This is a genomic window from Microbispora bryophytorum (assembly GCF_043197435.1).
Taxonomy (GTDB): Bacteria; Actinomycetota; Actinomycetes; order Streptosporangiales; family Streptosporangiaceae; genus Microbispora; species Microbispora bryophytorum.
In genome coordinates this window covers 299,782-311,870 of sequence record NZ_JBICTF010000010.1, presented here as the reverse complement: position 1 = coordinate 311,870, position 12,089 = coordinate 299,782, and the positions used below count along the sequence as shown (strand labels likewise).

Annotated in this window: 10 protein-coding genes; 2 read left to right on the top strand and 8 right to left on the bottom strand. The window is 71.0% G+C overall.

From position 1 onward, the window contains the following. The 4 genes from ACGFIB_RS30270 to ACGFIB_RS30255 form a co-directional block, all read right to left on the bottom strand. On the bottom strand, positions 1-997 hold a 997-nt coding region (locus tag ACGFIB_RS30270), incomplete at its 3' end, for a GAF domain-containing protein (RefSeq protein WP_393376528.1). Positions 998-1,053: 56 nt separating this feature from the next. Further along, complete coding sequence (locus tag ACGFIB_RS30265) at positions 1,054-1,680, bottom strand: Rv1733c family protein (protein WP_393376527.1); 627 nt, start codon at positions 1,678-1,680, stop codon at positions 1,054-1,056. Positions 1,681-1,747: 67 nt separating this feature from the next. Then, complete coding sequence (locus ACGFIB_RS30260) at positions 1,748-2,737, bottom strand: Acg family FMN-binding oxidoreductase (protein WP_357266491.1); 990 nt, start codon at positions 2,735-2,737, stop codon at positions 1,748-1,750. Positions 2,738-2,756: 19 nt separating this feature from the next. Next, entirely contained in the window at positions 2,757-3,416 is a 660-nt protein-coding gene (locus tag ACGFIB_RS30255) for a CBS domain-containing protein (RefSeq protein ID WP_393376525.1), read from the bottom strand. Positions 3,417-3,636: 220 nt separating this feature from the next. Here ACGFIB_RS30255 and ACGFIB_RS30250 point away from each other — a divergent pair, with 220 nt between their 5' ends. Further along, positions 3,637-4,338, top strand: a complete 702-nt coding sequence (locus ACGFIB_RS30250) for a CBS domain-containing protein (protein WP_357266494.1) — start codon at positions 3,637-3,639, stop codon at positions 4,336-4,338. A 28-nt stretch (positions 4,339-4,366) separates the two neighbouring features. Here ACGFIB_RS30250 and ACGFIB_RS30245 read toward each other — a convergent pair whose 3' ends face one another. Then, a complete protein-coding gene (locus ACGFIB_RS30245; protein WP_393376532.1) occupies positions 4,367-7,033 on the bottom strand; it encodes a DUF222 domain-containing protein in 2,667 nt (888 codons plus the stop codon). An 843-nt stretch (positions 7,034-7,876) separates the two neighbouring features. Here ACGFIB_RS30245 and ACGFIB_RS30240 point away from each other — a divergent pair. Beyond that, positions 7,877-8,725 (top strand): PRC-barrel domain-containing protein, encoded by an 849-nt coding sequence (locus tag ACGFIB_RS30240; protein ID WP_393376523.1) that lies wholly within the window; start codon positions 7,877-7,879, stop codon positions 8,723-8,725. Positions 8,726-8,919: 194 nt separating this feature from the next. Here the strand turns inward: ACGFIB_RS30240 and ACGFIB_RS30235 are convergent, their stop codons facing one another. The 3 genes from ACGFIB_RS30235 to lnt all read right to left on the bottom strand — a co-directional run bounded on the left by ACGFIB_RS30235 (position 8,920) and on the right by lnt (position 11,815). After that, on the bottom strand, positions 8,920-9,438 hold the full coding sequence (locus tag ACGFIB_RS30235) for an FxsA family protein (RefSeq protein WP_393376522.1): 519 nt from the start codon (positions 9,436-9,438) through the stop codon (positions 8,920-8,922). A 77-nt stretch (positions 9,439-9,515) separates the two neighbouring features. Continuing rightward, positions 9,516-10,259 carry a polyprenol monophosphomannose synthase gene (locus ACGFIB_RS30230; RefSeq protein WP_393376520.1) on the bottom strand — a complete coding sequence of 248 codons (744 nt, stop codon included), beginning with the start codon at positions 10,257-10,259 and terminating at the stop codon, positions 9,516-9,518. Further along, entirely contained in the window at positions 10,259-11,815 is a 1,557-nt protein-coding gene (gene lnt, locus ACGFIB_RS30225) for an apolipoprotein N-acyltransferase (protein ID WP_393376518.1), read from the bottom strand. The genes ACGFIB_RS30230 and lnt overlap by 1 nt, the downstream gene beginning before the upstream one ends. Positions 11,816-12,089: the final 274 nt, after the last annotated feature.

The following is a 12,089-nucleotide window of genomic DNA, read 5'->3' as shown; positions in this document are numbered from 1 at the left end:
ACTGGCTGAACGGCATCCGTCCTGAACGTTTCACCAGGGCCAGCACCCCGCGTACGGCCCCGGCCGCGCCCAGCGGCACCGCCGCCACCGGGCCCGGCTCCAGGTCACCGGCGAGCTGGACGTCACCGTCGGCGGGGTCGTCCAGCATGAGAGGCTCGCCGCTCAGGAACGCCCGGCCCGACAGGGAGCCCTCGATCGGCAGGACGGCGTCCTGCAGGACGCCGTCCTTCAGTGCCACCTGCAGGGCGTCGCCGCCCTTGCGCGGCAGCAGGATCGCCACGGCGTCGGCGTCGGCCATCTCGCGGGCGCGCCGGGCGATGAGCGTGAGGACCTCCTGCGGCTCGCCACCCGACAGCAGCCGGGTGGTGATGTCCGAGGACGCCCGCAACCAGGTCTCCCGGCGCCGGCTCTCCTCATACAGACGGGCGTTCTCGATCGCCACGCCCGCGGCGGTGGCCAGGGCCACCACGATCGCCTCGTCGTCCTCGTCGAAGTTCCCGCCGCCGCGTTTCTCGGTGAGATAGAGGTTGCCGAACACCTCCTCGCGGACCCGGACCGGCACCCCCAGGAAACTGCCCATCGGCGGATGGCCGGGCGGGAAGCCGTAGGACTCGGGATGCCGCGAGATGTCGGCCAGCCGCAGCGTCCGCGGCTCCTTGATCAGCAGGCCGAGCAGGCCCAGCCCGTGCGGCCAGTGCTCGATCCTGGCGATCTCCTCCTCGCTCAGCCCCACCGGCACGAACTGGACGAGCGTGTTCTCCTCCCCGATCACGCCCATCGCGCCGTACGTCGCGTCCACCAGCGTCGCGGCGGTGGCCACGATGCGCCGCAGAACCACCTCCAGGTCGAGATCGCTGCCGATCGACACGACCGCCTCCAGCAGCGCGTGCACCCGATCCCGGGTGGCCAGCACCGCCTCCAGACGCGACTGCAACTCCGCCAGCAGATCGTCCAGCCGCATGCTGGGAATCAGCGACCGCGGCTCGTTCTCCCTCATGGTGCAGAAGTCTGGCAGCACGGGGGTCCGGTGGGCACGGGGGTCCGGTACGCCCTTCAGATGTGGTGACGGCGCCACCTCTGGTCGGCCGCCGCCCAGGCGGCCTCCCACTCGCGGTAGCGCCTGCGGTCCAGCCAGCCACGCGCCAGCGCGAAGCAGGCCCAGGCCAGGACGGCGACACTCGCGACGGCGCCCGCGGCGGCCAGTCCCGCCCTCGTCATCGTCTCGGCCCGCTGCGGCGGCGGCGCGACCGGCCTGCCCGCCGCGTCCACCCACAGCCGCGCGTTCGCCGGGCCGTCCCGCAGGAGGAGCGCCGCCGGAACCACGCCCTCCCGGATCTCGCCGGACGGCAGCGTCCACCGCGCCGGGCTCACCGCGGGCAGACCACGGCCGTTGGCTTGCACGGCCGGCGCGGCCTCGATCGACGCGGCCCCGATCGACGCGGTCTCGACCAGGGTGACCTCGACCAGCTGCCGCGTCCCGGACCCGGCCCGCTCGGCCGCGATGCCGTCGTCGTACACCGCGCGAGCGGCCAGCGCCGCGGGCCACACGGCGAACAGGACGGCGGCCAGCGCCGCCGCCGCGAGCGCCGCCTCGATCCGGTCGGAACGGCGGCGCAACGGGTTGCGATCGGGCCGGTAGCGGCGTAACCGTGACACGACCCAGCGGACGATCGCCCTCATCGCGCACCTCCTGTCGGGGTCACAGGAGATCCCACTTCCCCGGACGGGGCCGTCCACGCCCGCCGAATCAGTCCACCACGTCGGAGGCGGCGCGGCGGACGCTCTCGCTCTCGTCGATGACGAACCCCAGCCGCATGACCATCTGCGGCGCCTCTCCCGAGCACAGGTGCCTGCGGATGAACTCCCGCAACTCAGGCATCTCCAGTGCCTGCGTGTGGAAGGCCACGCTCACGCCGTACGCGGAGGCGTGCAGCAGCATCCGTTGCAGCGCCTCACCCGCGCGCAGCCAGTCCTCCCGGCCGTCGCCCGCGGTGGTGAGCAACGCCACGAGGCCCGTCGACACCGACACCCGCTCGTCCGGCGCCATTCCCCACTCGTGGCCCCGGGCGTAGTCGCGCGGTGCGAAGTGCTGGGGATGCGTACGCCGCGGATCGGTCGGATAGCCCGCCGCGGGCACCCCGTCGCGGCGTGAACTGCCGGGCGGCCGGGCCCAGCGCATGAGTTCGAGGACGAACAGCCTGTTCTGCGACTGCACGTCCTGGGCCGCGCCGGTGAGCGCGGCGAGCACCCGCGCGGCGGACTCCGACCCGATCGGTCTCAGATGGCCGTCCTCCTCCGCCGCCTCGGCCACGAGCGAGTCGATGAGGCGGTCGGGCACCGGCAGAGCGGTGAACCCGGACCGGTGGGTGCGGCGGCGCTCGATCTCCGCATGCAACAGGCGGGTGTGCTCGCCCGGCTCCCGCCCCGGCCGCACGCGTACGGTGGCCAGCAGCAGCGGACGCTCCGGATCGGGGAGGCGCCGCACCTGGGGCTCGTAGCCGAGCGCCTCCAGCATGATCCGCACGTTGAACAGCGCGGCGCCGCAACTGATCGTCATCTGCCGGCCGGTGGGGTCGGAGACCCGCAGCTTCCTGTCGGGGTCGGCGCGCAGGCAGATCTCGTCGCCCGAGACGCCGAACGACCAGGGCTGGGTGTTGTGGATCGAGGGCGCCCACAGGGCCGCCTCCACCGCCGCCCTCGCGGCCGGCGCGATCCCTTCAGCGGTCCGAGTGTTCACGGTCTCCCCCTGTGGTCGGTCACAGCAACGGTGGGGCGATGAGCAGGTCGTCCACGAGGAAGACGAGGTCGGCGTCCACCTCGACGACGCCCTCGACCCGGCGCACGGCGTGCAGCAGCGGCTTGGTGTCCGACCTGCGGGGCACCTGTCCGCTGATCGCGACCACACCGCCGGAGACGGTGATCCGGAGGTCGTCGGGGCCGAGGTTCAGCCGGGCGGCGATCTCCTCGATGTCGGCCCGGATGTCCTCCGCCGGCCGCACGAACACCCGCAGCAGGTCGCCCTGGTGAACCGTCCCCACGATGCGGCCGGACATGGCGTCGATCACGGGCAGTTGCTTGATGCGGTTGCGGTGCATCAGCCTGGCCGCGTCCCGCACCGACGTGCCGCCGGTGACCGTGATCGCGGGGCGGGTCATGATCTGGCCGGCCTTCGTGCCCGCCGCCTTCCGGTGCTCCTCCCGCCTGCGGGGACCGTCGAGCACGCTTTCGCCCGGATCGATCTCCTTCAGCAGGATGTCGTCCTCCGACACCACCCCGACCGGACGCCGGTCGGCGTCGATCACCGTGACGGCCCCCACCTTGAACCGCTGCATGGTGGCGACAAGGTCTGCGAACGACGCGTCCATCGGCACCGCGATGGCGACCTTGCCCATGACATCCTTCACTTTCGCCGTCATGACGACGCCTCCCATCTCTCAGTGCCCAGCGTGCCTCGCCGCGTCTTCCGAGGTCAGCGGTGAAGGTCCTGACCGCCTGGGACTTTCGGCCACCCATCGCGCCGTCCGGGGCAGGGCATGGCGAAGGGCCCCACCGGTAGGGCCGTCCGGCCCTTCGCATCCGGCCCGTACGGCGGTGAGATGGGAGTGGGAACGGCAGACGGCCCGGGAGGAGCCGATCATGCACATGAAGGTGCGAGACGTCATGACGAGCGAGGTCGCCTCCGTCAACGGCAGCACGCCGTTCAGGGACGTGGCCGAGGTGCTCATCGCGCACGAGGTCAGCGCGGTGCCCGTCGTCGACGGTGAGGGCCACGTCGTCGGCGTGGTCTCCGAGGCCGACCTGCTGCGCAAGGAGGAGTTCCGCGAGCAGTTCTACCGGGAGGGCTACCGGCCGCCGCTACGCGCCCGCCTGCGTGAAGCCGTGGGGCACGGGGCCTCCAGGAGCCAGGAGCGGGCCCGTGGGGTGACCGCCGCCGAACTCATGTCCGCCCCTGCGGTCATCACCCGGCCGTACACCAGTGTGGTCAGCGCGGCGCGGCAGATGACCCAGCACGGCGTCAAGCGCCTGCCTGTCGTGGACGACGAGGGCGTGCTCATGGGCATCATCAGCCGTCACGACCTGCTCAAGGTTCTCGCCCGCGCGGACGCCGACATCGCCCGCGAAGTCCGGCAGGACATCGTCGAGAACTGCCTGTGGGCCGACCTGTCGGGCGTCGAGGTCTCGGTATCGGAAGGCGTGGTGACGCTCACCGGTGCCCTGGACCGCCGCTCGCAGGCGAGGGTGCTCACACGGATGGTCGAACGGACCAACGGCGTGATCGGGGTCGTCGACCGCCTGGAGTGGAAGGAGGACGACGTCGGCCCCTGGGAAGGAGCCTGATCCTGGAGCTTGGCCTCATGTTCCCGGTTCACGTCTTCCGGACCCTGATGTGGACCGGCTGGTAAGTGAAGGCCCAGCGGTCGGTGCCGGTCTTGTGGCGGGTGTAGCGGTCGGGGTGCTGGTAGCGGTCGCGGTTGTGGAACTGGCAGGCCGGCCCGAGCAGCTTGAGGTCGGTCAGGCCGCCGGTGCTCCAGTTGTCGGCGTGGTCGATCTGGCACATGGTGGCGGGCAGCGGACAGCCGTCGATCCAGCAGGTGGCGTAGCGGGCGTAGACGGCCCGCCGCTGGGCGGGGGTGGCCAGGCGGACCTTGCGGCCCATGTCCAGCACCTGCCCCTCGGCATCCATCACCAACCGCACCAGCGCGCTGGTGCGGGCCAAGCGATGCACACTGGAGACCGGCAGCATCTGCCCGGTCGCCAGCAACAACCCCGGCGCGGTCCCCAGCAGAGCTCCCGGCACCGCCCCCAGCGCTGCCCTCGGCCCCGGCTCGCCCGGCGCTGCCCCCGGCAGCGTCCCTGACGCTGTTCCCGATGGCCTCCCCGGCGGCCTCCCCGACGCTGCTCCCAGTGGCTTGCCCGGTGGTGTCCCCGGCCCAGGCTCGCTCGACGGTGTCCCGGGCTCTGGTTCCGATGGCCTTCCCGGCTCCGGTCTCGGCGCTCCCGGTGCCGCGCCTCGCGCCGTCTCTGCTCCCGACTGCTCATGGTGCACGTCGTTGCGGCCTTCGGGCGCGCCCTGCGCATGCCGGCAGTCCCCCGCAGGCTGATGCCCGGCGTGGGCGTAATGCGCAGCGGCGTCCTCGGGAGGAGGATCCGGCCATTCCACCGCGCGGGAGTGCGCCGCGCGGGGACGCACCGCATGTGGAGGCGCCACGTGTGCAGGCGCCACATGTGGAGGCGTGCTTCCGCCGTAGGCGGGCCGTGCCGCTGCGGGCTCGGGGTCTGTTTCAGCGTGGGCCCCCGCATGGTCGCGGTCTGCGCCCCTGCGCAGTGCGGTGTCGTCGCCCTCGGCAGACGCAAGATCAAGGTCGGTGTTCCCGGCAGCGGCGTCCGCGACTGCATCGGTATCGGCCGTCGGACCGGCCGCTGTCTCGGCATCAGCATCGGCTGCCGGGGCGGCTGCTGTCTCGGCTTCGGCGGTGTCGGGGTCATGTGGCCGGTAGGGGCCCTCACCCTGAGTAGGAGCGGCATCGTCGGTTATGCCCGCGTCGCCCACGTCGCCGGGGTCGTCGTCGCTGGGGATGGCGTCTTCGACGTCGCCATCTTCCAGAGAGCAGGGCCCATCAACGCTTCCGGTGTCGCCGAAGGCACTGGTGTCCTCGCTGCTCCTGCCATCCCTGGCACTAGGCGCGCCCTCGGCATCCTGAGCGTCCTGGACATCCCCGGCACCCTCGCCGCCCTGCGCGTTCTCGGCGTTCTCGCTGTCCCGGCCGTCCTCGGTGTCCTCGGCGCTGCCCGGACCCTGGACATCCTCGGCGTCCTCGGCATCCTGGGCGTCCTCGGTGGCTTCGGGGTGGTCGGGGCCGGGGGCGGGGTCTTCGGGGTGGTCGGGTTCGGGGTCAGTGGGGAGGGATTCGGCGTTGACCAGGACCAGAAGCTCAGCGACGATCTTCTGCTCCATCAACGCGATGAACGCATCCGCCTGGCGGACCCGCAGCGGCCGGTTATCGCCCTCCGCGCGCGGCTTGGCATAAGCATCCAGCAGCGCCCGCAACCGCGCCGCCGCCTCACGCGGCAGATAAAACTCCCCCTCCAAGCCTCCGCCCGCGGTGGGGCGGACCCGCAGAAACCGCCGCCCGTAATCGGCCCGCTCGTCCCGCTCCTCACCATCAGGGTCCAACACCGCCCGCAAGTACCGGCCCGCTTTGGCCACCTCCGCCGGCCCCGCCTTACCCGCCAACTCCAGCAAAATCGGCTCAGCCAGCCCCGCATGCTCATCACTCAACCGCGCCGTGGCCGTACAGATCGCCTCCACCACCCCCGCCGACAACACCCCAGCGGCGAACTTCTCCCGCACCCTCGGCAGACGCGCCAACTCCACCGCCAAAGTCAGCAGACGACCCGCCCCCGCCACACTCATCCCCGCGGCGGTACGCAACCAACTACGAGTCGAGGCATGCCCATGCTGCCTGGCCTGCCCCGCCCCATGCACCCGCCCCACCCGATCAGCAAGAGCACACGTGATCCGATCCCGCGCGAACAGCAAATCCTCAGCCTCAGCAAGACAAACATCCGCATCGCCCGGCAACGCCGCCAACGCCAACGCCTGCGCCGACTCACGAAGAGAACCCACCAAAACCCACGACGACCGACCCCGAGCAGCACCAGTAGCAGCATCGCGGGCACCGGCACCGGCACCGGCACCACAACCACCGGCACCACCAGTGCTCCCAGCACCACAACCACCGGCACCACCAGTGCTCCCCGCACCGGAGCCAGCACCACCGGCGCTCTCAGCATCGGCACCACCAGCGCTGTCGGCGCTGTCGGCGCTCGAACCATGGGCACTACCGGCGCCACCGTCAGAGCTCCAAGCGGTGCCATGTGCGCCACCAGCCCCGTCAGCGCCGGGGGACGCACCGGTGGTCGCACTCGTGGAGACGCCCGTGGAGACTCTGGTGGACGCACCCGTACAGGCGCCGCTAGGCGGGGTCGCAGATGCGCGGTTTCCGGCAGTGGCGTGCAAATGCGGTGGCATTTGTCCAACGAGGCACTGCCACCTTTGTGTTACACGTGGATCCCGGCGCGAATTACCGAAAATTCCCCTCATGTGATCGCTGGCGTAGGTCGCACTTTTGGAGGACAAAAGGGTTGACTGGGAAGTCAGCCACTCCCACCAGTTCTCATCTAGAGCGTTCGAACGGTCGAGGCGCTCAGGGTCGATATGCGGCGACTCCATGACACCTCCTCGCGTTCTTTCGAATCTACGTATGAATTCTTTCACGCGCTGCTTGCCCTACTCAAGCGCGAAAGCGAATTAAATGGGGTCACAGGCAGAGGTGCAATTGAGTGCATAGCCTCCTCAGGGTACAAAGCGTCCATAATCCGACTCGCTCAGTGGCCTCCGATTCCTGGGCCCGGAAATCGCTCGCGAACTTCTCTCCCCAGGGCGGCCAAGCCCCCGCCAACCCCCGCCACCGGCACCCCGCCGCCGACCCCGCCGCCCACCCCGCCGCCCGCCACCGACACCGACACCGCCACCGCCACCGACGACAAACACCTTCGCCGGTGCCCGCGCCGAACCGCGCGTGCCATTCGCCGGCGAGGAGGGCCGCGGTGCCGATCTCTGGCCTCTCTGCCGCGGCCCCTCGGCTCGGGCAGCGCGAGACGACGGTCCCATGCCGCCACCCGGGCGATCATGGCGGCGATTTTCACGCCGACTGAGGAGGCCGCGACGCGGGCTTTCACCTGCGACGACGCCGGACGCACCGACGCGCCTCCCTGGGCACGACAGAGGCGAATTCCAGAAAAGGTGGTTTCCGTCCTCCCATCGGCGGTAGCCCAGTAAGGGACCGACCAAGCGAGAGACAAGGAGAAGCACGTGATCACTCACGAGCAGATCCCCATGATGCTCGACAACCCGGTCCACGACCCCAACGGCGACAAGATCGGTGAGGTCGCGCAGGTCTTCCTCGACGACGCGACCGGGCGGCCGAAGTGGCTCTGCGTCAAGACGGGACTTCTCCGCACCAAGGAGACCTTCGTCCCGTTGCACAACGCGAGCCTGACGGCCGGCCATGTCGAGGTCCCGTACGACAAGGAGCACGTCAAGAACGCGCCCGACGTGGACCTGGGCTCCGACGGACACCTTTCCGCCGAGCAGGAGCGTGAGCTCTATCGTCACTACGACATGGACTGGGACGGCGCCTGGGAACGCGCCAACCGAGCCGACAGCCTCACCGGCTGGGCCGACAGCGCCGGGCGGCGCGAACGCGAACGGCTCGGGCTCGGCGAGGATGAGCCCGGCGGCTACACGGACGACGTGCGCCGCATGGACCACACTGGCCACAGGGACCGCACCGACTACCCGGACCGCACGGACTACCCGGACTACGCGGTGACCCGCGGCGGGGAGCGATACGGCACCGACGACCCGGCGCTCGGGTCCAGGGACCGGCTGGACGCCGAGATCCCCGGCACGCGACCGGGTGAGCCGCTCGCGCGGCGGGATCCCGAGACGCGGTCCGAGGAGCTGTTCGGCGGCGGCGATCCCTCGCGCACGTCGAGCGAGTGGTACGGCACCGAGGACCCGGCGGCCCGGTCACAGGAACGGTTCGGCACCGGCGATCCGGTGACCAACGCCGGCGACCGGTTCGTCACCGACGAGGACGCCCGTGATCGGGACATCCGTCGCCGGGACATCCCCGACGAGGACGAGCCGCGCCTGTAACCCGAAGCGGATCCAGTAACCCGAGACGGACACAGGCGGATCCAGGCGGACCCAGGACAGGCACGGAAAACCCCGCCGAACCTGGGAAGCCGCTCGTCCCCAGCCCCGTTGCCCCGGCGCGCCTCCGCCGCCGGGGCAACGGCATGCCCGGCCACTCATCCGGCCGCTTACCTGGCCGCTCTTTCAAGCGTCTTTCAGTCGTCGTTGATGACCTCGCCGTGCACCACGGGGCCCCGGCCCGCTCCGGCGGGCCCGCCGAAGCCGCTCGCGCCACCGAAGCCCGCCCCCTCGCCGAACCCCGCGGTCCGGTCGAAGAGCGGCGCGTACGGCGAGCGGGCGGCGAGCGACCGCACACGGCGGCCGAAGAACCACGAGAGCCACCGCCGGGCGATCGGCCGGGTGAACGGCAGGATCATGAAGAACCCGAACAGGTCGGTCAGGAAGCCCGGGGCGAGCAGGAGGGTGCCGCCGGCGACGATCATCGCCCCGTCGGCGAGTTCACGCTCGGGCATGCGCCCCGACTCGACGGCCGTGCGCAGCCCCGCCCACGCCCGCCGCCCTTCACGGCGCACCAGCCAGGCCCCGAGGATGCTGTCGGCGAAGAGCAGGGCGACCGTCTCCCACCCGCCGATCACGGACCCCACCCGGATCAGAATCCAGATCTCCAGGACGGGAACCAGGAGGAACCCGAGAAACAGCCCGATCCGCACCATGTCACGCCCCACTCACCCCGGCACTCGTACGTCTGCGTCAACGTTCCCGCGGCCCCGGGGGTTCCTGTGGATCGTGGCTATCGCCGCGGGCGAAACCGCTCGCCGAGACCGGCGACCCCCCAGACGGCCACGCGCCAGAAGGCCTCAAGGATGATCTTGCGGCTCATCTTGCTGCTTCCCACGGTGCGCTCGACGAACGTGATCGGCTTCTCGGCCACCCGCAGGCCCTGCCGTACGGTGCGGAGCGTGAGGTCCACCTGGAAGCAGTAGCCCTGCGACTCCACGTCGTCCAGCCCGATCTTCTGCAGGGTGGCCGCGCGGTAGGCCCGGAAGCCCGCCGTGGCGTCGCGCACCGGGATGCCGAGCACCAGCCGGACGTAGGTGTTGGCTCCCCGGGACAGCAGCTCACGTGAGAACGGCCAGTTGACGGTCTTGCCGCCGGGCATCCACCGGGAGCCGATCGCCAGGTCGGCGCCGTCGGTCAGCGCGTCGAGCAGCTTGTGCAGCTCCTCGGGCTGGTGGGAGCCGTCGGCGTCCATCTCCACCAGCACGTCGTAGCCCTCGGCCAGGCCCCAGTGGAATCCGGCGATGTAGGCGGCGCCCAGCCCCTGCTTGCTCGTCCTGTGCAGGACGTGAATGTGGTCGTCCGCCTCGGCCAGTTCGTCGGCGATCCGGCCGGTGCCGTCGGGGCTGTTGTCGTCCGCCACGAGCAGGTACGCGTCGGGCAGCGCCTCACGCAGCCGCCGCGTGATCATCGGGAGATTCTCCCGCTCGTTGTACGTGGGGACGATCACGAGCACCCGTCCCGGGATCCGCTCCATCAGCCTCTCCTCCGCCCACAGATGGCCGCCACCGTCGCTCCGGCTCCCATGAGTACCATGATCCACTCCGGCGATGCGCCCAGCTCCGCCGCCACCGTGTTCTTCGTCCTGACGGGGACATCCAGGACGTTCATCGCTGGGACCAGCTCGCCGGTATGCCATCCGACCCGGCCGTCGGGACCGACGTACGCGGAGATGCCCGTCGTCGCCGCGGTGACCACGGCCCGGTTGAACTCCACCGCGCGCAGCTGCGACATCGCGAGCTGCTGGGGCGGCAGATTGGTGAGCGCGTAACTGGCGTTGTTGGTCTGCACCACCAGCGGCGTGCCGCCGGCCAGCACCGCGTCACGCACCGTGCTGTCGAACGCCACCTCGTAGCACTCCACGGTGCCGATCGTCACCGGCCCTATCCGCAGCGCCCCCGGCTTGTCTCCGGCGACCGACTGCCTGCCGACGAGCTGGGCCCGCGACGACAGCGCCAGGAACAGGTCCTTCATCGGCGTGTACTCGCCGAACGGCACCAGCCGCCGCTTGTCGTAGTACGCGCCGGGGCCGGTGACCGGGTCCCAGACCACGCCACGCGTGGCCCGGTTCTCGGTGCCGATCTTGGCCACCGCACCGACGAGGATCGGCACGCCGATGTCCTTGGCGGCGGAGTCGATCACCTGCCGGGCGTACGTGCTGGTGTAGGGGTCGATGTCGGTGGAGTTCTCCGGCCACACCACGATGTCGGGCCGCTGGAGTCTCCCCGCGCGCACGGCCTCGGCCATCCGGTGCGTCTCGTCGGCGTGGTTGCGCAGCACGACGGCCGGCTCGTCGCCGAGGAAGTCCATCCCCCGCCCAGGGACGTTGCCCTGGATGACACCGATCCGCACTGTTTTGTCCTCGCCGCCGGGCCGGGGCACGACCAGCCCCAGTACTGGTACGGCTATCGCGGCGAGCAGCGTCCCGGCAAGCACCCGGTCGCCCCGCCACCTCAGCGGACGCCGTGTGACCAGCGCGGCGAGCAGGGCCCCGGTGAGGGCGACCGTGAAACTTACAAGCGGAGCGCCGCCCAGCGCGGCGAACCCGGTGTACGGCGACTCGCCCTGGCTGAAGGCCAGCCGGGCCCAGGGGAAGCCCCCGACGGGGAACAGGCCACGGGCCCACTCCTGCACGACCCACAGGCAGGCCACCCACAACGGCCACAGGCGCAGCCGCATGACGAGGACGGCCATACAGGCCAGCGCCGCCCAGAACAGGCTCTCGATGCCCGACAGGGCCAGCCAGGCGTCGTCCCCGATCGGGCGGACCCACGCCAGCGTCGGCAGGAGGAACGCCAGCGCCCCGGCGTACCCGATCCACGCCGCCCGGCGCAGGCGCAGGCCGTACAGCGCGAGGGCGAGCAGCGCCACGCCCACCGGCGCGCAGAACCACCAGCCGATGGGCGGGAAGGCGAGGTAGAGCACCAGGCCGCCCACGACGGAGGCGGTGAGGCGGATCAGGACGCCCGGCACTCGTGGCGTCGGCGCCGCGGCAGCGGGCGAAGCCGCGTCCTGTGCCGTCTTCAGTGCCACAGGGCAGTCTCTCCTCGCATGTCGATGCTCCTGACGCCAAAAATCTTTCCAGGTCAGAGTCGCAGACGGCGGCGCAGGCCGCCAAACCGGCTTCAGCCACTGTACGGCGGTGAGAAGCAGGTGGAGGAGAACAGAGAAAGGGAAGAAGGCCCGGGCGGCCCTTCGGACCGGTTCCGTCCCGTCGGCGGCGGGCGCGGAGCTCCGTTGTCTACTGGGTGCCCGGGCCCCTCCTGGGTCCAACCCCCCGGCCGGATGGGGTGCCCCGCCTCGGCGG